The organism is Shouchella phoenicis, assembly GCF_047238345.1.
Lineage (GTDB): Bacteria > Bacillota > Bacilli > Bacillales > Bacillaceae_D > Shouchella.
Window position 1 is genome coordinate 3,215,345 of sequence record NZ_JBDFMQ010000001.1, and the last position, 21,729, is coordinate 3,237,073.

General features: G+C 41.6%; 20 protein-coding genes. 8 read left to right on the forward strand and 12 right to left on the reverse strand.

Annotated elements, in window-relative coordinates:
* Positions 1–6: 6 nt before the first annotated feature.
* The 5 genes from ABC361_RS17165 to ABC361_RS17185 all read right to left on the reverse strand — a co-directional run bounded on the left by ABC361_RS17165 (position 7) and on the right by ABC361_RS17185 (position 5,459).
* Positions 7–2,391 (reverse strand): NEAT domain-containing protein, encoded by a 2,385-nt coding sequence (locus tag ABC361_RS17165; protein ID WP_413075068.1) that lies wholly within the window; start codon positions 2,389–2,391, stop codon positions 7–9.
* 19 nt (positions 2,392–2,410) lie between these two features.
* Positions 2,411–3,097: a heme uptake protein IsdC gene (gene isdC, locus ABC361_RS17170; protein ID WP_413075069.1), complete on the reverse strand. Its 687-nt coding sequence runs from the start codon at positions 3,095–3,097 to the stop codon at positions 2,411–2,413.
* 36 nt (positions 3,098–3,133) lie between these two features.
* On the reverse strand, positions 3,134–3,463 hold the full coding sequence (isdG, locus tag ABC361_RS17175; RefSeq protein ID WP_413075070.1) for a heme oxygenase: 330 nt from the start codon (positions 3,461–3,463) through the stop codon (positions 3,134–3,136).
* Between the two features lie 66 nt (positions 3,464–3,529).
* Positions 3,530–4,534 (reverse strand): FecCD family ABC transporter permease, encoded by a 1,005-nt coding sequence (locus ABC361_RS17180; protein WP_413075071.1) that lies wholly within the window; start codon positions 4,532–4,534, stop codon positions 3,530–3,532.
* Positions 4,527–5,459 carry an ABC transporter substrate-binding protein gene (locus tag ABC361_RS17185; protein WP_413075072.1) on the reverse strand — a complete coding sequence of 311 codons (933 nt, stop codon included), beginning with the start codon at positions 5,457–5,459 and terminating at the stop codon, positions 4,527–4,529. The genes ABC361_RS17180 and ABC361_RS17185 overlap by 8 nt, the downstream gene beginning before the upstream one ends.
* A 339-nt stretch (positions 5,460–5,798) precedes the next feature.
* Between ABC361_RS17185 and ABC361_RS17190 the strand changes: the two genes are divergently transcribed.
* Entirely contained in the window at positions 5,799–6,251 is a 453-nt protein-coding gene (locus tag ABC361_RS17190; protein ID WP_413075073.1) for a flavodoxin, read from the forward strand.
* 42 nt (positions 6,252–6,293) lie between these two features.
* Here the strand turns inward: ABC361_RS17190 and ABC361_RS17195 are convergent, their stop codons facing one another.
* Complete coding sequence (locus ABC361_RS17195; RefSeq protein ID WP_413075074.1) at positions 6,294–6,632, reverse strand: cupin domain-containing protein; 339 nt, start codon at positions 6,630–6,632, stop codon at positions 6,294–6,296.
* Between the two features lie 19 nt (positions 6,633–6,651).
* Positions 6,652–8,844, reverse strand: a complete 2,193-nt coding sequence (locus ABC361_RS17200; protein WP_413075075.1) for a type IA DNA topoisomerase — start codon at positions 8,842–8,844, stop codon at positions 6,652–6,654.
* Positions 8,845–9,258: 414 nt separating this feature from the next.
* Between ABC361_RS17200 and ABC361_RS17205 the strand changes: the two genes are divergently transcribed.
* On the forward strand, positions 9,259–9,726 hold the full coding sequence (locus ABC361_RS17205; protein ID WP_413075076.1) for a hypothetical protein: 468 nt from the start codon (positions 9,259–9,261) through the stop codon (positions 9,724–9,726).
* Positions 9,727–9,889: 163 nt separating this feature from the next.
* Here ABC361_RS17205 and ABC361_RS17210 read toward each other — a convergent pair whose 3' ends face one another.
* Positions 9,890–10,780 (reverse strand): YitT family protein, encoded by an 891-nt coding sequence (locus ABC361_RS17210; protein WP_413075077.1) that lies wholly within the window; start codon positions 10,778–10,780, stop codon positions 9,890–9,892.
* Positions 10,781–10,927: 147 nt separating this feature from the next.
* Complete coding sequence (locus ABC361_RS17215; RefSeq protein ID WP_413075796.1) at positions 10,928–11,263, reverse strand: DUF1904 family protein; 336 nt, start codon at positions 11,261–11,263, stop codon at positions 10,928–10,930.
* A 505-nt stretch (positions 11,264–11,768) separates the two neighbouring features.
* Between ABC361_RS17215 and ABC361_RS17220 the strand changes: the two genes are divergently transcribed.
* The 5 genes from ABC361_RS17220 to ABC361_RS17240 all read left to right on the forward strand — a co-directional run bounded on the left by ABC361_RS17220 (position 11,769) and on the right by ABC361_RS17240 (position 17,804).
* Positions 11,769–12,311 (forward strand): hypothetical protein, encoded by a 543-nt coding sequence (locus ABC361_RS17220; protein WP_413075078.1) that lies wholly within the window; start codon positions 11,769–11,771, stop codon positions 12,309–12,311.
* 68 nt (positions 12,312–12,379) lie between these two features.
* Positions 12,380–13,477, forward strand: a complete 1,098-nt coding sequence (gene eutH / locus ABC361_RS17225; RefSeq protein WP_413075079.1) for an ethanolamine utilization protein EutH — start codon at positions 12,380–12,382, stop codon at positions 13,475–13,477.
* Between the two features lie 412 nt (positions 13,478–13,889).
* Positions 13,890–14,885: a LacI family DNA-binding transcriptional regulator gene (locus ABC361_RS17230; protein ID WP_413075080.1), complete on the forward strand. Its 996-nt coding sequence runs from the start codon at positions 13,890–13,892 to the stop codon at positions 14,883–14,885.
* A 30-nt stretch (positions 14,886–14,915) separates the two neighbouring features.
* Positions 14,916–16,322, forward strand: a complete 1,407-nt coding sequence (locus ABC361_RS17235) for a sucrose-specific PTS transporter subunit IIBC (RefSeq protein WP_413075081.1) — start codon at positions 14,916–14,918, stop codon at positions 16,320–16,322.
* Between the two features lie 18 nt (positions 16,323–16,340).
* Entirely contained in the window at positions 16,341–17,804 is a 1,464-nt protein-coding gene (locus tag ABC361_RS17240; protein ID WP_413075082.1) for a glycoside hydrolase family 32 protein, read from the forward strand.
* Between the two features lie 51 nt (positions 17,805–17,855).
* On the opposite strand, the gene ABC361_RS17245 is transcribed toward ABC361_RS17240, so the two are convergent.
* On the reverse strand, positions 17,856–18,341 hold the full coding sequence (locus ABC361_RS17245; protein ID WP_413075083.1) for a FixH family protein: 486 nt from the start codon (positions 18,339–18,341) through the stop codon (positions 17,856–17,858).
* A 304-nt stretch (positions 18,342–18,645) separates the two neighbouring features.
* Between ABC361_RS17245 and ABC361_RS17250 the strand changes: the two genes are divergently transcribed.
* Entirely contained in the window at positions 18,646–19,527 is an 882-nt protein-coding gene (locus ABC361_RS17250) for a cation diffusion facilitator family transporter (protein WP_413075084.1), read from the forward strand.
* Positions 19,528–19,590: 63 nt separating this feature from the next.
* Here the strand turns inward: ABC361_RS17250 and ABC361_RS17255 are convergent, their stop codons facing one another.
* Together ABC361_RS17255 and ABC361_RS17260 are read right to left on the reverse strand one after the other, a co-directional pair.
* Complete coding sequence (locus ABC361_RS17255) at positions 19,591–20,364, reverse strand: SDR family NAD(P)-dependent oxidoreductase (protein WP_413075085.1); 774 nt, start codon at positions 20,362–20,364, stop codon at positions 19,591–19,593.
* Between the two features lie 164 nt (positions 20,365–20,528).
* Positions 20,529–21,728, reverse strand: a complete 1,200-nt coding sequence (locus ABC361_RS17260) for a GTP-binding protein (protein ID WP_413075086.1) — start codon at positions 21,726–21,728, stop codon at positions 20,529–20,531.
* Position 21,729: the final 1 nt, after the last annotated feature.

Below are 21,729 nucleotides of genomic sequence, written 5' to 3' on the forward strand. Positions count from 1 at the left end.
CTCTTTCTATTCCTGTTTAAGCGTCAATTGTTTTGACCGCTGCCATTTCCATACAAAGAACGATAATGAAAGGAGAAGCATAGCCACATACATACTCACTAGTGAATGATCCGATGTTTGTGGATTTTGCTGTTGGATGTCTGTGGAGTTCCCATTATGATCAACATGTTGAAGGCGATCATAGGCTAGATCTTGATCGTCCGTCTTATTATGATCCCGATTGTTACCCGCACCGTCTCCTGTTTGGTTATCATCGTTACTCCCATCACCTGTAATCGGCGAAGGCCCTTCCTCTGCTTTAACTAATGTTAGACTCTCTGGAGAAAACTGAATATCAACATCGTATTGATTGTTATAGTCAAAACCTGGAATACCCGTCACGATAATATGAACCCATGCATCTACTGCTTCTGACAGTTGATCGGTTTCAAAGCGAACCGTTTTTTCTTGTTTTGCACGATCCTCATGAACGATTTGCGGACGAGCTCCATTAATCGTTAGGTCTTCATACCAATCACTATTGGTTAATGTAAGATCAATTGTATACAAGCCATCTTCAACAAAAACAGATGCCGGTTTTTTGGTATAGTCATTCATCACAGAATGCTCCGTCGTCCCTTTTTTATAGACTGAAAAATCAATTGTATATTCACCATTTACAAGCTCATCTTCATCAATTGGCTTGGGATCGTTTGGTTTATTTCCATTGTCATCATCTTTTGGTTTTTCTTCTTCCTTGGGCAGTTCTCCACCATCACCACCAGGATTTCCTTTTCCATCCTCATCAATTGGACCCGGAAGATGATCTTCTTCAATGAGTGTAAGAGATTCATAGTCAAATACAAGATCTGCATCATACTGATTGTCATAATTAAAACCAGGAATACTATCTACACGAATATGAACCCATACATCAGCGATATCTTCTAAACTTGAGACATGAAAACGCACAACGCGCTTGTCTTCCTCTTCATTTATACGAACAACCTCTGGTTGATCACCATTAATTGTTACATCACGATACCAACTCTCATTAAGTAACGTTAAATCAACTGTATACGTACCATCCTTCACATAAACGGTTGCTGGTTTTTCTGTATAGCTATCCATAACAGAAACATCAGTAGACCCAGCTTTTAACATGCTGAAATCAATTGTATATTGACCATTTACAAGTTCATCTCCAGCTGGATCCTCAGGTTGTTGAGGCTCTTCTGGTGTTGGTACTTCTGGTTCTTCAGGTAATTCTGGTTCTTCAGGTACTTCTGGTTCTTCAGGTACTTCTGGTTCTTCAGGATCTGGTGTCCCAGGTACTTCCGCTACTTTTTCTGCATTATTTAAATCAAACACCAATCGAAAATCTTGTGTGTTTTCATATACCATTCCATTTGACATTTCAACACGCATGGAAACTTTTGCCGCAGTCGGATTGTGCAATTCTTTTTGGGTAAATGTATAGGTTCTCGTATTTTCTTCATTATTGTCTACAACTGAAGAAGCTTCTACGACTTCACCACTTGACAACACAAGATCCGTAATCTGATGGCCTTCTTTTACGGTTAACGCTAACGTGCTTTCCAATTCATCAATGACAACGTGTGCTGGATTAACAAGGTAACGGCTCATTGCAGAATCGCGGTCCTCCGTTGCATGTTTCGCTGCAAACGGGACATTGTACGTTCCAGTTTCCAGTGAACTCCACTCTGGTGTTGACGGTTGTTCTTCTTCTGGCTGTTCCGTTTCTGGTTGTTCAGGTTGTTCTTCCTCTGGCTGTTCCGGTTGCTCTTCTTCTGGTTGCTCCGTTTCTGGCTGTTCCGGCTGCTCTTCTTCTGGTTGCTCCGTTTCTGGCTGTTCCGGCTGCTCTTCCTCTGGTTGCTCCGTTTCTGGTTGTTCAGGTTCTTCTTCCTCTGGCTGTTCCGTTTCATCGAGTTCAATGAGTGTTGCATCCTCATAGTCAAACGCTATGTCTACGTTATAACTGTTATCGTAATTAAACCCAGGGATACCTGTAACAACAATATGAACCCAAGCCTTTACGGTTTCTTCGTTTGTTGTAAAACGTACCGTCCGCTCTCCAGCTTCAGGATTATCTGAGATGACTTCCGGTTTCTCTCCTTCAACGGTAAAGTCTTTATACCAGCTGCTATTGGTCATTGTGAAATCGATTTGGTAGCTTCCATCTTTTATAGTGACCCTAGCTGGTTTTTTCGTATAACCATCCATAACAGATGCTTCAGAAGATCCCTCTTTTAACACTGTGAACGGGACATCGTACACACCATTCGCTAATGCACTTCCTGCCGTAGCTGCATAGCTAACTGATGGGGATACAAGGCTAAAAATTAACAAAAATGCTAACACACTATTCACAATACGGTTATGAATTTTCACTTTGTTACTCCTCCTAAATTCACGCTTGTTTTACTCGTCTGCGAAGGAGTACAATAGCACTGACAATGACTAAACTGAGAAGTAAAGCAATGGGTGCACCATCATTTGTTTGTGGATTGTCCTCCCTCTCTGTTTTCATTTCCTGTTCGTTTTTGGTGTCGTTGTCACTAGACGATTGAGCTGCCTCCAGCGGCTCTTCGTCTTCTTTTATTTCATCAACATGTTCAGTTTCTTCAGCCGTAGCAGTCTCTAGAGCTGTTAATGTGTTCTCATGAAAATCAAGGCGAACTTTGTAATCATGGTCATAGTTAATGTCAGGTACAATGACATGAATATTCGCCACAGTCATCTCGTTAATTCCATCGATTGGAAATTTAACAATGCGTGTATCTGCCGCTGTATCTTCAGAAACGACAGCTACATTTGAAAGACGTCCATTTGCTTGCGATTGATACTCCACAATCCACGAGCTGTTGTTTAAGGTAAGCTGTGTCGTCATCTCACCATTCTCAACTGTTAACGTTGCAGGCTTTTCCCAGTAGTCATTCGCGATAGACGCCGATGGGTCACTACCGTGCATGACGGTATAATCAATTGTGTACGTACCGTCTGCTAACTCTGCTTTACTTACTGATGGAAAGACTATATACAGAAATAAAAAGGTAGCTCCTAAAAGAAGACATACCTTTTTCCATTGACCTCTCATTGCATCTCTTCCTTCTCTCTTTATATCGTTTTTCTTTTATGCTTCTTGACTTCTTGGCATTGGCATACGGACAATCTCGACCTGGTAAAATTCAATCTCATTTCCAACAATATAGTCTGGACGAGCATTTTTTCCTGAATGGGCCTCACGAAATGCTTCACTTTTGGTCCATGCGTGAAAATCTGCTTTTTCTTCCCAACGCGTGCTAATCGTAACTTCGTCATGTTCTTTTTCTTTTGAGTTCACTAACACCTCTAAGCCTAAAAACCCTTTTGCATACTCAATCTTGCCAATCTTGTCAAAACGTTCAACAAGCTTATGACCTTCTCCCTTACGAATGAATGTCTTATTTGCAACAATAATCATTAATATTCCTCCTCAAAATGTTTTGGACCGTGCGCTTTACAATGTCACCTCCTTTAATTGCTACACTTACAATCGAATGTTATTTTTCTTTAAAAGATAGAGAAAAAATGGTGCGCCTAGACAAGCGAGCAAAATCCCTACTGGCAGTTCAATCGGATCAAAGACAGTTCTTGCTAATGAGTCTGTGAACACAACCAGCGCTGCTCCACCGACAATCGAAAATGGAACGAGATACCGAGAATCACTGCCAATAAGTAAACGAATCATATGAGGTACAACAAGACCTACAAATCCAAGAAGTCCCGCAACACTTACTGCCGCTCCAGCTAATAGCGCTGCAAGCAAAATGAGTGAAAAACGAATACGTTCAACAGGTGCACCGAGAAGTTTTGCTGTATTGTCGCCTAATAACAAGAGATTAAGAGGACGAATGGCAAACAACGTTAGAAAAAGGCCGCCCACGACATAGGGCCAAACAAATTCAACATGATACCATCCTCTCCCTTGAAACCCTCCTGCTAGCCACGGCAAAATCGCTTGAACGCGATCACTGTAAAGAATCATAATTCCGCTTTGCAGTGCGCCACACAGCGCATTAATTGCAACTCCAGCAAGAATAATTTTTAACGGTGAAGCCCCCCTCTCCCACGAAAGCCCATAAATACAGAGCACCGCAAGAAAGGCTCCAATGAAAGCAAAAGCTGGTGTTAAAAAACCAAATTGCGGTAATGCAACCATCGCCACACTGGCAGCTAATCCCGCCCCTGCCGTCACGCCAATAATACTTGGATCAGCGAGTGGGTTTTTCATTACACCTTGCAAAATCGCTCCTGCCGCAGCTAAGCATGCACCAGCCATAGCTGCAACGAGAAGTCTTGGTAGCCGAACGTTAAACAAAATCAGCGCATTTGCCTCACCTTGTTGTTGAAACGCACCAACTAAGTCAGAAAACGTAAACGGTATTGCGCCAAAAAAGATGCCTGCAATCATTGAAGTGGCTAAAAAAATCGGTAGGATGATTGCTAATAGCTTTCTCCTTCGATTTCTTACAAGAATCGTTAATTCACTCACTATGAACCTCTTCTAAGCGCTCACGCATATAGGAGATGGCCTCCGTAATTCGACTCCCTGGATTTGTGCCAAATAGATCAGCTGGTAACACGTCCATGTTCCCTTCTTTTACAGCAGGTAATTGCGACCAGCCTGCATGTTGCGCCATCTCTTGTACGAAACTTTCCTCTATAGCTGACGGATCACCGTGTGCCATAAAGAAAACAATGTCTGGATCAGCCTGGATGATGCGCTCAGGTGATAACGCCGCATATTGAGGATAATCTTGTAGCTGATCAAAGTCTGCCGCAATATTTAATCCTCCTGCCGCTTCTAAAATATCACCCGACAAAGAATTTGGTAGAGCAACTAGATTTGAGCCTGGAGCACCGTATATGAGCAAGGCTTTTGTTTCTTTATGTAAAGGCTCATTTTTCATCTCAGCTTCAACCAACTCTACTTCATCAATCAAATGATTTGCAGACGCTTCTTCCTGTACAACCTCGCCAATTAGAGAAATCTGGTCTTTAATGTCTTCTATCGCATTAGCCTTTGTTAAGACAACCTCCGCTCCTGTCCCTTCAATAGCCGAGAGATCTTTTTGATTCATTGGATCATTTGCGAATACCACATCCGGTTGCGCAAGCGTTAAGCGCTCGGTATCGACTTCATGATAGGAGCCAACTTGTTCGGCTTCTACGGCTTCTTGCACAACGGGAACATCTTGACTGGATGGTCTCCCAATTACGTTTTTCCCTAGCGCGTACACAATATCTAACTCTCCATTACCTAATACTGCAATACGCTCAGGTTCATTATTGAAAGAAACCTCTCGCTCTGCAAAATCAGTTACGACATGGCTTTTCTCCTCAGTATCTGCCCCAGTTGCTTGACAGCCAACCAACATGAGCCCACATAACCCTAATAAGAACGATTGAATTTTCACGCTTAAAACCCCTAACGATAATGAGAATCAATTTCATTTAACTTAATATTATTGAGAATGAATCTCATTGTCAATTATTTGTTTGAGATTTTTACAACTTTTTTCAATGAAGCTGTTTGTTTCCCAACTTGTTTTGAGTCTTTCCTTTCAATCATTAAGCTCAATAAGCTAGACGGGTCGCCACATTAACCTTCCTCGAAATAGTGTCAAATTAGCCGAAAAAATAAATGTACATGTTACGCCTTTCAATTCAAGAAATGAGATTTTTTAAAAAAAGTAATTGAAAATGATTCTCAATATCATTTAATATCATACATATCCCTATAAGGAGTGAACTATATGCGAATTTGTTTAGTCTTTGCTTCCATGTCTGGGAACACGGAAGATATGGCCATTTTAATAAAACAAGAACTCGAAAAAGAAGGCATTGATGTTGTAATGGAAGAGATGGATGGGTATTCTGTCGACCAATTGATCAACTTTGATGGGGTTATTCTCGGTAGCTATACATGGGGAGATGGTGATCTACCTTATGAAGCCGAAGAATTTGAAGAAGAACTTGTTACACTCGATTTAACGGCAATGCCTGCAGCCGTTTTCGGATCAGGAGACCGCATTTATCCTGCCTACTGTGAGGCTGTGAATCTTTTTGAAGTGACCTTACAAAAAGCTGGCGCTACCCTCATTTGCGACAGTTTAAAAAATGAATTTGAACCTAAAAACGAAGCTGAAGAGGAAGCATGTCGTCGCTTTGCCCAGCAGTTTTCTGCAGCATTAAAACAAAGGGTTTAATGAAAAAACAGTCTTCTCTAAGAAGACTGCCTGCTTTTTGTTTCATCCTTCCACTCGATCGTCTCTTGTTGATGGCTGTGACGTAACGAGAAAATGAGTATTCTCATTCGAACGGTTCTGCACTTGATGTGGGATCGTTGGAGCGACTTCATAGCCTTCACCTTCTAAGAGATTCGTGACTTGCCCGTCTATGACAATGGTAAGGGTGCCTTTTAATACATAGAAGAACTGTCTAGCAAACTGATGATAGTGACGAACTTCTTCTGTTAGAGGCGGCATCTGTTCCGAAATCACACTAAGTTCTGCCTGATCCACCAGTCGCCACCCATCACAGTCTTCTCCCCATTTGTAGTGCGGGGCTGTCTGATGTGTCTTCTTCATGGCTTTTTGACCTCCGTTTTTATTTTGTTGACGAGCGTTTTCCTGCTGGACGTTTTCCATTCGTTTTTCGATAGGTTGGCTTTTTCGTGAAATCAAACTCAATTTTCCCTTCTTTTAGAGTGAGTGCTGCTGAGAACGATTTGCCCTGTTTGCTTTTAAAGCCTCTTAGTGGAGCCGTTTCGCCTTTTGTCAGCAAACGCTTTACGGTTGCGTCGGTTAACTTTTTCTTTGCAAGCGTTTTGACGATAACAAACTTGCAGCTGTTTTCCTTCGCTTTCGAACATGCATAGACCGGTCCTCGACTTAGGACTGCCCCACCACAAAGTGGACATGGTCCGACACCTGACTGATCCGACTCCGTGATCGCAGATGTGTCGATTGACAACGTTTGTAAATGACCAGGCGCATCCTTTAATAAGCGATGAATATACGCGTGAATGTTGCCAATGAACGTGGCCCCATCTTTCTCTCCTTGTCCAATTTTCCGTAAAAAAAGCTCCCATTGTGCCGTCATGTCTGCTTTACTTAAAAGATTGCCTTCTACAGCTTGGCATAAAATCCGTCCTTTTTCCGTTACATGGACTTTGTTTTGTTTAATCGTCATATACTCGCGGTTCTTAAGCGTCTCAATAATACTTGCCCGTGTAGCGCCTGTGCCAATCCCCGTCACTTCGTTTAAAACAGCTTGTTCTTCCTCATCTTCTACGAACTTTCCTGCGGTTTTCATTAAAGGAATCAATTGTCCTTCTGTGTACAAGGGTGGAGGCTGAGTCTTCCCTTCTGTTGCTTTAACAGTAGCCATAACTCCTTCTCCTTGTTGCAAAGGAGGTAGTACCGGTGGTTCATCGCTTTTTTTATTTTTGGTAGGCGTGTAGGGAAATAACACTTTCCACCCTATGTCTTGCTCGACTTTTCCTGTTGTATGAAACGGTAAGCCATTAATATCAACGGTTACCTTTGTTTCTTCGTACTTATACGTTGGTGCAAACATAGCCAAAGTTGTTCGTAATACTTCAAGATAGAGATTCTTTTCATCTGGCTTCAACTTCTCTAACTGAAGCGGAGTCGGCACTTTTTTTGTTGGGATAATCGCATAGTGTTCCTGTACTTTCGCGTCGTCCACATAGCGCTTTCTTGGAAATAAAAACGCCGGTTCAAATTGCTGTTCCATAAGCTGCTGGTACTGATTTATTTGTTTTCGAAGGTACGTAAACTCTGCGTTTGTAATATGGTTGGATTCTGTTCGCGGATACGTTAACCACTTCTTTTCGTAAAGTCTTTGCACCACGCTTAATACTTTTGACGGACTGTATTTCCATTTTCGGTTGGCGCTCGCTTGTAATGTTGCCAAGCTATGGAGCAGCGGCGATGGCATCTCTTTATTTTTCTTCCCTAATTCCGCAATTGTACTAGCCGTCTTCCCTTTAATTCCGTGCTTGTCCATAAGGGTGCTTACGTCTTCTTTTGTTTTCAAACGGTGTTTATAGGCTGCTTGAAATGTACCTGCTGCCGCCTCCACTTTCGCTTTCAATTCAAAAAATGGTTTTGAAACAAACGCTTCAATTTCTTTCTGGCGCAAATAAATTAAATACAGCGTAGGTGTTTGTACACGTCCAACTGAGAACGTGTCTTGAATCCCTTTCGTTCGCAATAAGAGCGAATAAAGGGGACTCGCATTCATACCTACAAGCCAATCCGCCACTTGCCTGGCTTTTGCTTCTTCGTACATTGGCTCAAATTTTTCACCGGGTTGAAGATTCAAAAAACCTTCCCTGACGACATCATTTTCTTGAGAATTAATCCATAGTCGTTTGATTGGCACATCGCTTCGAACACCAGCCTGTTTCATAATTGAACGGGCGATGTTTTCCCCTTCTCGGTCAGGATCCGTCGCAATAATAATGAGCGAGGCTTTCTTAAGTAAACTTCTTACGATTCGGAATTGTTCTTGTTTACTTGCTGGAACCTGAAATTCTACTTCTGAAGGTAAAATTGGTAGGTTTGCTAAGTTCCAGCGCTTCCATTCTTTTTTATAATGACCGGGTAAACAGAGCTCTACTAAATGGCCAATTCCCCAAGTCATAATCGCTTCCCCTTTAAAAAAGCGGGAATCATTTATCGTAATATATCCTTTTTGTTTTGTTGTTTGTTTAAAAACAGCGGCGTAACTTCTTGCCTGATCAGGCTTTTCCGCTAAAATAACAGTCGTCATCGTTTCCCTCCTGTTTACCCTTTGAGGTTAATCACTTTATTTATGAGAATAGTTGTTAAAGTCCTTCAGTTAACATTCTTTTGCTCTACCACCTAGTGTACAATACAATCAAACATGATGAAGGGATGGATTTTCATTAAGTATTTATATGAGTCAATATGGCGTACGCTTTCACCACAGGCACAAGCACGACATCCGTTTGCACTACGTTATCAATTGCCTCCACAGTTTCTTCTTTGCCTCTGGCACGGCTTCAGCCATTCCGCAAAAAACGCTCCATTGCCTTCTGACATGTGCTGTTCCCGTAGAAGTCGACGCCATCAACTGTTACAACCAATATTGCTATTATCATTCGTAAAAATGACTATTACTTCCTATTATAAAAATTCTTTCAAGTACTTGTTTGCATTGCTTATGATGACCTTTTTAGTTGCTTGCTCGCAGCAGCCTTCATTACCAGAGGAGCAACCAGACGATTTTCAATTTCACCTACTATACGGTTTCGGCGAATCGCCTACAAACGAGATCAATACATTTGATCAGACATTTACAAAAGATCTGGTGCAAGCAGGTACGGAAACCATATCATTTGAATGGACCGACGAGCAAATGGCCACTTTTTATAACCAGTTTCGCGACAACCATGTACTTCAACTTCCTAGCGAGAGTGAAAGCGCCCGCGCCCCCTGCACGATTCCTTACAGACAGTACGACCTATATTTCGTTGCTCAGGGTGAAGCGTATAGAGTGAATTGGGATTCAGAATGTTCGACTGACGCTATTGACCAATGGGAACAATTTATCGAGAACGTGTATGAGGACATGCTTACTCCATCAGACGCCTATCAACAATTACCAGATGCAGTTGGAGGGTATGATTAACAAAAAAAAGAGAGCACTGCCTCCATTCTGAGGTGTGCTCTAACCTATTATCGCTTTACACGAGGCTCTTCTTCTAGTCTCCAATCACATAACCGTTTGACTCGACTCATTAATTGACGGTGTTGTCTCCAGCGTTCTCTTCTTGATTTTCGTTCCATATCGATTACTCCTCTGCTCGGTTTTTGTAGTATTGCTTTTCCTTTTTCGGACTACTAAACGTTTTTTGCGTTGGATAATGGGCTTTAGTAAACGAACCGCCACTAACATCTTTAACCGTATGAACAACCGTAAATGCGTCATCATCAATATCACGAATAAGCTTTTTCAAGTAGAATAACTGCTGCTTGGCAACGGATACGTAAATCAAATTTTCATCAATACCGCTTTCATCATTCTTCCCTTGAAGAATAGTCGTATGGGCACCTAAATTTTTGCGTATGCTTTTCGCAACCGCTTGATGCTGGTTTGAAAAAATATGCACGACTTTTTTTGACTCAAAGCCTTCTAACACATAATCCGTCACCTTCTTCCCAATAAAGAGCGCAACAACGGTATATAACGTCAGCACAGGACCAATAACAAATACACCTGCAACAACGATGGCCGCATCGAGAATAAAATTGGTACCTGTTAATTCCCAGCCAAACTTGTAATTAAGCATCCGCGCAATCGTCGATGATCCGCCAGTTGTGCTCCCAGAGCGAAAAATAAAGCCAAATCCAATTCCAGTGAACACCCCTGTATATAAGGCAGCTAGTAATGGATCATTGACCGGTCCTGCTACGTCTTCAAGTAAAAATAAAAACAACGAAAACAGCGGAATCGTAACGGTTGATTTCACAATCATCGAACGAGGCAAATAACGATAGCCTAGTAACAAAACAAGTCCATTTGCCACTAAGGTAACAATTGCTGGTGACCAACCAAGACCAAAATAAAGCAATAGAGAAAGTCCTGGTATACCACCTTCCGCTAGCCCGTTCGGCATCGCAAAAACAGCAACCGAAAGCGCAAAGAAAAACGTACCTAACACCATAAATCCATAGTCTTTCATACGCCACTTCCCTTCTCTCTGTCTAAAGTGTGCGCTGTGACATACAGCTTTTCTTTCTTTTTAGATGTACTAGCAACATACCCGCTTTTAAAAATATTAGTCAACGAATCAAAAAAAAGTGATTCCTCATCACTTTTTTAATCGTCATTATTGTTTAATGGATCGCTTTATGGGCTTGCCATTTTTATAGTAGCGTTCTGGTGACAAGAGAAGAAAGTAAATGTGTACATGATCATACCCTTCTTCTTGGAATAAAGCGGTAAAGGTTTCTGCAATGTCATCGTGAACATCCTGATCTCTAGGAAACATTCGAATCTCAAGTGTGAGAGGGACGTTTGCAATCGGCTCAGACATAATCCGTTCTATTTTTACCTTTTCTTTTGAAACGTGCACAATTTCAGTAAACACATCTATGATTGCTGGTGCAAGCGCTTGTAATGTTTCCGTTGAAAAACCGGTAAAGCGTAAATATGGCAACCCCATCACTTCATTTCTTCTAGTTTCTACTGAATAAGTGTACTTGTCTCGTTTTTAAATTGCAATAAAAGTGCGTCTAGCACGTTTAATTCAGGACATAGAGCAAACCGCACTCAAGGGGGAAGTGCGGTTCAGTGTGTATATTCATTAAGGAAGGGGGGAGAAACAAATCTTAGGCATGCCTATGATCTGTTGTAAATTAAATAGCCCATTCTCCCCTTACTTAAACCTATTTCAATAAAAAATTTAAAAAAACTTCAATTGGTTATTTTCACCAGTGAGTCGTTAAGTTTTTTCTGAATAAGGCCGGTGCTATTGATCGTAAACAATCATTAGTAAATTATGCCATTCAATCAATTGTAAAAAAGTGTAATCGTTGATTAAACCGGGTACGGAAAAGTAAAAACGAGGAGGGTCTCCATGATAAGGCTCACAACATGTTAAATGGAAAGTTAGCAATGTATTACCTACTGATGTCCAATAATGTTTCCATTTAGAAAGGACGTTCGCCATGTATAAAACGATCTTGTTCATTTCTTCTTTTATGACCTTAACGTTTCTCTTAGCAAGCTGCGTTGAAGATGATATTGTTCTTGAGCAAACTTACGAATCTCCTCTAGTAGAAGGATTACCTGACGAGCCCCCAGAAGTTTCGTTACTCGTAAATGGAGAAGCACAGTCGGATTTGCAGTATGAGCTTCTATGCTGGGGAACGTCATGCAGAGACGATGTGACTCATGAAATGAGTGCAACAGAAGCGGTAGAGGATCTTCCTTCAATTGAGATGTATCCGGGTGATACCATAACCGTTCAAAATGAAGACCAAGATTTGCTCAACCAGTTTGACTCCCATCATTCCATTAGCTATCGCCATCGCGGAAATTATTATGCGGCAACACCTCTCTCTACAACTCATATTAATGTAGATGATCTTCACAACACATCAACACCAGGAGAATACATCCATCAAATTCATCTTGAGTGGCTTGATGATCATGAAGAAACAGTCGGTTCAATCGTTCTTTATTACACCATTGAAATTATCGAGACATAACTAGAAACGGAGTTGTCTAAACTTTTTTAAATTGATATGTTTAGAGAAAAAGAGATTGGACCACACACATGACAATAAATGAATGGATTATGATTCTACTCGCTCTCTTTCTTGCGGTTGGTGCTTTCGACTGGTGCATCGGCAATCGATTTGGGCTAGGGGCCGAATTTGAAAACGGAATTATGAGTATGGGAAGAGTTGCACTTGCAATGGTCGGCATTATTACACTTGCACCACTTGTTGCGCAGTGGCTTACGCCTGTAATTACTCCGCTCTATACCCATCTCGGTGCCGACCCTGCCTCTTTTGCTAATACGATCTTAGCACTTGATATGGGTGGCTATGCGCTTGCACAAGAGATGGGTATAAACGATGAAGCCAGTTTGTTTTCCTGGGTCTTCTTAGGCACTATGCTTGGACCAACAATTGTTTTTACGATTCCGATTGCCTTGCGGATGGTTGAAAACAGCGATCAGTCCGCATTAGCGAAAGGAATGCTTATAGGCCTGAGCACGATTCCGATCGGGTGCTTTCTAGGTGGCTTTTTCGCAGGTTTTAACCCAGAGATGATGATTCGCAATCTTATTATTCCTACTCTGTTTTCAATCATCGTCATTCTCGCACTACGTTTTCAGCCAAAACGTTCGATCAAAACATTTCTTATGTTTGGGAAAGGGATTCAAATCATTGGCGTCGTAGGCTTAGCTATAGCTGGCATCACACACATTACCGAAATTAGCGCTTTTACTCAGCTAGCACCGCTTGAAGAGAGCTTAATGATTGTCGGCACTATTGCAGTTGTTTTAGCTGGAGCATTCCCGCTAGTGGCAGTATTAAAAAAAGGGATGCAGCCCTTTTTTGTCACGATTGGTCGATGGTTAAACGTCGATGGGTATGCGATTACTGCCATTGTGACCTCTCTCGCCCATGCCATACCGGCTTTCTTATTACTTAAAGACATGACGACTCGAAGCAAAGTGGTTGCGACGTCTTTCATGGTTTCAGGCGCGTTCGTCCTCGGTGGTCACCTTGGCTTTGTTGCGAGTATTGAGCAGCACATGGTTGTTCCAATGATGATTGGAAAGCTTGTAGCCGGACTATTAGCCGTGATCATTGCGCTCATGATAGAGCGTGATGATTCCTTCAGCACAGCCGGTAAGGAATGAAAATTGCGATTTCTTCTACTTTCTGTACAAACAGTAATAAATAGCTGTCCCAAATTTCTTGGGGCAGCTTTTTTATTCAGATAATATCTGAGTCAATTCCATATTTCGAGTTAGACGTAATATGGCGAACGCTTTCCCCGGGCACGGCCTCAGCCATTTCCGCAAAAACGCTCCATTGTCTTCGGACACGTGCTGTTCCCGTGGGAGTCGTCGCCACTTAATAAAAGGAATGTTACAAACAATCTTTCTATTATCATTCGTAAAAAATATTACTACCTATTAAGGAATTTATTTATCTGTAAAATCTCATTTTTAATGAATCCTTTGACATCCTGGATACTTTCGTTATAGTATACACGTAAACGGTTACGTAAACGATTACGTCAATGAATAGTTAAAGGAGATGACCAGCATGGCCCGTGTCAGCATTAAAGATGTGGCGCAGGAAGCAAACGTTTCCACTGCAACCGTGTCCCATGTGTTGAACGGCACACGTTTTGTAGCAGAGTCTACAGCAAAACGCGTCCAGCAAGCGATGAAACACCTTGGTTATACGCCAAATTTCGCTGCCAAAACACTACGTAGTCAAAAAACGTCAACGATTGGATTAATCGTCCCTGATATAGGAAACCATTTTTTTACTTCGGTTGTGAAAGAAATTGAAGCTGTACTCGGGCAACACGCCTATCAGCTTTTAGTTGGAAACACCGATGAATCCCTTGAAATTGAGCAAAAAAAAATTCAAGCCTTCATCTCTCAACAAGTATCCGGTTTAATTATCGCTTCGAGTGCGGAGAACTATAATGAGATTTCAGATGATATTCCTGCGGATATGCCGGTTGTATTAATTGACCGCCTTCCACAAAACACACCGAGAAGTTCAATTGTTGTTGATAATGAAAAAGGTGTGCAAGAAGCGGTAGAACAACTAATCAAAAGTGGCCACCGAGAAATCGGTCTGATTACAGGAATTGATACATTAAGTACAACAAAGGAACGGGCAGCGGGCTATAAGGCTGCTTTAGCCCATCATCAAATCCCATACAACGAAGCATTGGTGTTTAATGGCGATTCAAAGTTTGAAAGTGGCTACATGGGGTGCGAACACTTACTTGAAACCACAGCCATAACCGCACTTTTTGTTGCAAATAACTTAATGAGCATTGGGGCAATGACCTATTTGAAATCCTTTCAGTATTCAATTCCACACGATATTGCTTTTATCGGTTTTGATGACTATAAATGGGCAGAAATCACCTCTCCTCCCCTTACCGTTATTAAACAGCCTGTTGAACAGATTGGTACAACGGCCGCACAAGAATTATTAGAACAAATTCATGCTGGACAACCACGACAGAAAGCGTTTCGTTTTGAGACTGAATTGGTTTGTCGTGCCTCGCATGCATAGTGTTTATTTATCACAAAGGAGTGTCTTGCTTTGAAGAATAACCGTAAGATTGCAGAAGAAATTATTGCCGCTGTCGGTGGATCAGATAATATCAAATCCATCGCTCACTGTGCGACTCGTCTTCGGGTCATGGTCTATGACGAGGAGAAAATAGAGAAAGAAAAAGTGGAAGACATCGATAAAGTTAAAGGGGCTTATTTCAACTCTGGACAATATCAAATTATCCTTGGAACAGGAACCGTCAATCAAATCTACGAGCAAATTGAAAAGATCGGTGTGACTGGTTCTTCTAAAGAAGATCAAAAACAAGAAACCAAAAATCAAGGCAATTGGTTTCAACGAATGATACGAACATTTGGTGATGTCTTCGTTCCCATTATCCCTGTTCTTGTTGCAACAGGTCTTTTTATGGGACTTCGAGGCTTACTTATGCAAGAGCAAGTATTAAGCTGGGTTGGTTTAACACCTGAAACGATTCCAGACAACTTCCTCCTTTTCACTGAAATCTTAACGGATACAGCATTTGCCTTCTTACCTGCACTCATTGCTTGGTCGGCGTTTAGGGTATTCGGCGGAAGTCCTGTCATTGGCATTGTGCTAGGACTTATGCTTGTCAATCCAGCCCTTCCAAATGCATGGGCTGTTGGTGATGGATCAGCTGATCCGATTACATTCTTTGGTTTTATTGATGTGTCAGGCTACCAAGCTTCCGTATTACCAGCGTTTATTGCTGGGTTCCTTGGGGCAAAACTTGAAAAAGCGATTCGTAAACGGGTTCCAGAAGCACTAGACTTAATTATGACGCCGTTTTTCACGTTATTAATTATGATTACTCTTGCACTCTTTGTCATTGGTCCTGTGTTCGGTGCTGTTGAAAGCATCGTGATGAGCGGTGTGCTTTTCTTACTTGAAGTACCGTTTGGAATTAGCGGATTAGTCATTGGCTTCTTCCACCAGCTTATTGTTATTACAGGCGTACACCATATCTTTAATTTCTTAGAAGTACAACTGTTGGATCAGCTTGGCGCAAATCCATTTAATGCTATTATTACCGCGGCTATTGCTGCACAAGCAGGCGCAGCGCTTGCTGTCGGCTTAAAAACGCGTCATAAGAAACTTAAGGCCCTTGCGTTACCTTCATCATTCTCTGCCTTTTTAGGCATTACAGAACCAGCCATTTTCGGGGTGAATTTACGCTATGGAAAACCTTTTGTTATGGGGTTAATCGGTGGTGGCGCTGGTGGGTTTTTCGCATCACTGGTTGGTTTGGCAGGTACAGGTATGGCCATTACTGTTATTCCAGGAACCCTTCTTTATCTTGATGGTCAATTATTGCTTTACATTCTTACTAACGTGATTGCAGCTGGTGTAGCCTTTGGACTCACATGGTTCTTTGGCTATAGTGATAAAAAGAAAGCAGAAATCGAAAACGCATAAACGGGAGGCTGATTTTGTATGGAATGGACTAAAGAAGCACGCTATCGTCCTTATAGTAAGATGACTGAGGAAGAAAAGACCGCGTTAACCGAAACCATTGCACATTCACCTTGGCGACAAACCTTTCACATCCAGCCGCCTACTGGTCTATTAAATGATCCGAATGGCTTTAGTTATTACGATGGCATGTATCATTTGTTTTATCAGTGGTTTCCATATGGAGCGGTTCATGGATTAAAGCATTGGTATCACGTCGTCTCGAAAGATTTAGCTACTTGGACTGAACAGGGATTAGCAATTGAGCCTGATCTTCCTTATGAAAGTCATGGCGCATACTCAGGAAGTGGATTTGTTCACGATGACAAACTCCACCTCCTCTATACAGGCAATCAACGGACGGAGAAGTGGGAGCGAGTACCGAATCAAGCTTTAGCCGTTATGAATTCAGACGGGTCCATTGAAAAACGACCACTCCCTCTTATCGCTGATTCACCTGCAGGGTATACAGAACATTTTCGTGATCCAAAAGTATGGAAAGATGGGGACACCTTTTATTTTGTAATCGGTGCTCAAAGAGACTCGCTTACAGGCTGTGCGTTGCTCTATAAATCGAGTGACGTTCTCAACTGGGAGCTCATTGGTGAGATAAGCACGACGTACGCAAATTTCGGTTATATGTGGGAATGCCCAGACTATTTTGAGCTAGATGGAAAAGGCATTCTTATCTTCTCGCCTCAGGGCGTGGAGGCAGAAGGAACATTTTATCAAAACATTTATCAAACAGGTTATTTAATTGGCAATCCGCTCGATTTAAAAACAGGCGCATTCCATCATGAGTCTTTTCACGAGCTCGATGCTGGTTTTGATTTTTATGCGCCACAATCAACTGAAGCAAAAGATGGTAGGCGTATTGTCGTCGGTTGGATGGGCTTACCTGATATTCATTATCCAACAGACCGCTACGACTGGGCACACTGTTTAACGTTGCCTCGGGAAGTCACATTAGCTGACGGAACGCTCATTCAAAAACCTGTTAAAGAATTAGAAAAACGTCGGGGCAAGCGCACAGCATTCAAGCATTCTACTGGGGAGACAGCGATTGACGCCGGAACTGCCTATGAGATCAAGCTTGAATTCAGCTCGATTGAATCGCTGAATTATGGCATTCGTCTTCGAACAAGCGAGACAGAACAAACGACGCTTACGTTTGATCAAACAACCAACATGCTTACCCTTGATCGAAGCAAATCTGGAGAGGTTCCTGCTCAAGAATATGGCACAACTCGATCGGTTTCATTACATGGAGAAAAACTCACTTCTTTACAGCTTTTTGTTGATACTTCTTCGGTTGAAATCTTTGCCAACAATGGCCAAGTGGTCTTTACAAGCAGGATTTTTCCTCAAGAAGAATCGACTGGGTTTCAAACATTTGCAAATCAAGGTACAGTAAACGTTACAGGTACGCATTGGACAATCAGCTAACTTAAAACGAACCCCTCTTTTACGCTTCATGGGCAAAAGAGGGGTTGTTTATTATTCATTTTCACCGTGTTCAAATTGACTTTCTTCATCGTCTGTATTTGAATGCCCTGCATTATGAAAGGCTTCAACCTCATCTTCAGGTACATCCCCTACAATCACCGTTTGGGTCGGCATCACATGCAAGTCTCTTGCGGTAACATGGGTTTGCACGATGTAAATTCCGTCATCTCCAAATGAATAAGGAATCGTATAGACACCGTTCGCATCTAGCGTTCCCTCGATTAAGTCACCGTTCTCTCTTTCCTGATTACGCCAAACTTCAAAAACAACCTCGTCTGCGTTATCTACATCTTCTTCACCTTGAGATACATACGCACGTAATTCCGTTTCAGAATGGGCTGGTATATGCTCTTCAACCTGTATATCGACATCAACTAGATCGGGCACGTCCCATTGCCCTTCCTCGTCTTGACCACAAGCACTAAGGAACAAAGGAACAAGTACCAATCCCAATAAAAGCGATTTCACTTTCACCATGATCTTCCTCTCTTATTCGAACTCTTCTTTTTATTCTACTAAAAAAATGTGTAGTTCGCATGAAGTTTTCATGGTTTCATGTCTCTACAGTTAGATTGGAAAAATATTTTTTTCGCAAAAATGTTTCATTTCTCGCCTGGTATTTATATAAAAAACGTAGATAAAGCTTGTTATATCAACGACTTTCCCTTGGGCAATTTTATTCCGATAAGGCAATAACTTTAGGGAAGCCAAAAAAGATTTCTGTAGACCCACATGGAAGCCACTTGGTATAGTCATACTACTGTTTTGTAGGAGGCGAAGTATGGAGGAAAGATACAGTGAGCTAAAGCAAGGAGAGCGTGGTGCTAAAGTTAGTTTAGTTGCGTACGTGATTTTAGCCATATTAAAACTAACGGTTGGTATTTATGCAGGTTCTGTTGCTTTACGAGCCGATGGGTTGAACAACGTGACCGATATTGTTGTATCCATAGCGGTGCTTATCGGATTACGAGTATCGCAAAAGCCGCCAGATAAGGATCACCCATACGGCCATTGGAAGGCAGAAACCGTTGCCGCTCTCGTCGCATCCTTCATCATCATGGTCGTTGGCATACAAGTAATTATCGATGCATTCACATCGTTTTTTAGTGGAACATCCGAGCCTCCTGATACGATTGCAGCATGGGTCGGAGCATTTGGTTTTTTTGTGATGCTTGGCGTCTATTCATACAATAAAAAACTTGCAAAACGAATCAACAGTCACGCCGTTGATTCAGTGGCAAAAGATAATTTATCAGATGCGTTAGTCAGTGCTGGAGCAACACTCGGCATTATCGGATCTCAATTTGGTTTGCCTTGGCTCGATCCACTCCTAGCACTTGTCGTCGGATTTATTATTTGTCATACCGCATGGGGCATCTTTTCAAAATCATCTTTATCGCTAACAGACGGAGTCGATGATCAAGCACTTGATGACTTAAAAGCAACTGCTTTATCGGTTTCCAAAGTGAATCAAGTCAAAGACGTAAAAGCCCGCTATTATGGAAGCAATTTAATTGTAGATCTCGTCATTCAATTAGACCCTTCCCTTTCTTTTACAGCGGCACATGATGTTTCCACAACCGTTGAAAATCAAATTAAAGAAAAGCACCGTACCATAGATGTGCATGTTCACGTAGAACCTGAAGGCAAAACCAATCATTGAATAAGAAAAACTCTTTATGAATGTTCGTTTCTCATCCATAAAGAGTTTTTTAATTTCTGCTGTTTATACAGATGTGGCCCCTTGCCCACCATCAATTCGGTAATAAGACCCTGTAATAAACGAAGCTTCATCTGACGAAAGAAATTTAATTAAATCTGCAATTTCCTCTGGTTTAGCGTAGCGATTAAGAGGAACAGATGCTTCAAATTGTTTTCTTGCGTCAGCTTCACCGCCAGGCATACTGTTTGTTTCAATGGATTTCATCATTTGTGTATCAACGCCAGATGGACAGACCGCGACCGAGCGGATGTTATGTTCGGCTCCTTCAAGTGCAGCGGTTTTATTCAGAGCAATAACCGCATGCTTTGACGCCACGTATGCACTCATACCAGGTGCGCCAAGCAAACCACCGTTTGAAGCAATGTTTACAATGACACCAGATTTTTTCTCCATCATTTGTTTCATCACATGTTTCAAGCCAAGAAACACACCTGCTACATTCACATTTAACACGTTCATCAAGTTTTCAACGGTACCTTCTGTTATCGTCTTAAAATCTCCGTTAATGCCAGCGTTGTTAACAAACACATCAATTTGACCATATGTCTCAACCGTTTTCTTTACAAATGCCTCGACCTCATCTTCATTCGTGACATTTGCACTTACCAATAATGCGTCAGACAAACCCGCTTGTTCGGCTTCTTTCTTTAATACATCTTCTTTTAAATCAACAAGAGCAATATTGGCGCCATGTTCTTTAAACACCTTAGCCGTAGCAATGCCAATTCCACCTGCACCACCTGTAATCAGTACTGTCTTTCCAGTAAAATGACTCAATTCAGTTCATCCTTCCAATCTAATGAATTAAGAATAGATTGTCCCAAATTGTGACGTTTTATTTTCCCAATTGACGATTAAATGAATTCTGTCTTAAATTGGATGTATCCCCTTATTTTCCTCTCTTTGAGGATTCATCCCTCTGCTTGTGCAAAGGGACTTTTTTATGTTCGTTGTTCGATCACCCAATCAAATAGATCGGGTAAGCCTTGCCAATCCTGATGATATTCCTCTTCTGTCAATAAGCAGGCCTCTAACTCGCTCGTAATTTGCTCTTTATCCATGTCGATCCCAATCAGAACGATTTTCGTATGTCGATCCCCAAATTGCCGATCCCAACTTTGAGCTACTTCTTGATTTGTCTTTAAAATTTGTTGCTGCTGAGCTTCTGGTAATGCTGCCACCCAAAAGGTAACAGGTTCAATTGAAACCGCTGAACCTGCTTGAGAAAAAAGTAAGGCTACATCATTTCTTGTTGCACACCAGACAATGCCCTTGGCCCTCACAATAGATAGTGGCATAGATTCGCACCATTGATCCAGCCGTTCAGTATGAAAGGGTCGATTTCGTTCAAACACGAAAGACGAAATGCCGTATTCCTCAGTTTCTGGTGTATGATTTTCATGCCCCAACTCTAGTTCTTTTAACCATCCAGCTGATTCACTTGCACGGTCAAAATCAAATCGTCCAGTGTTGAGAATGACATGAAGGTCTACTTTCGATTGAGTTGTTCGAACAATGTGTGCTTCTGGTTGAAGTTTCCTTAACACTCCTTCTAGACGCTGAAGCTGCTCTTCTGAAACTAAATCACATTTATTTAAAAGTAACACATCACAAAATTCAATTTGATCGATCAGCAAATCAGCAACTTCTCGAAAATCTTCTTCGCCGACGGCTTGTTTTCGCTCTAATAAAGATTCACCTGATTCAAAGTCATGCCAAAACCGGTTCGCATCTACAACTGTTACCATTGTATCTAACTGACAAAATTGATTAAGGTCAATATCAAGTTCTTCATCAACATAACTAAATGTTTGCGCAACAGGAATTGGCTCGCTTATGCCTGATGATTCAATTAAGATGTAGTCAATATCCCCTTGTCGCGCAAGTCGCTCAACTTCCACAAGCAAATCTTCACGTAACGTGCAACAAATACATCCATTTGAAAGTTCAACTAGTTTTTCATCAATACGAGAAAAACTCCCTTGCTTTTCTACAAGTTCTGCATCAATGTTCACTTCACTCATATCGTTCACGATAACCGCAATTTTAAGACCCTCGCGATTATGTAAAACATGATTTAACAATGTGGTTTTGCCTGAACCTAAATAGCCACTTAGAACAGTAACAGGAATTTTTTTCATA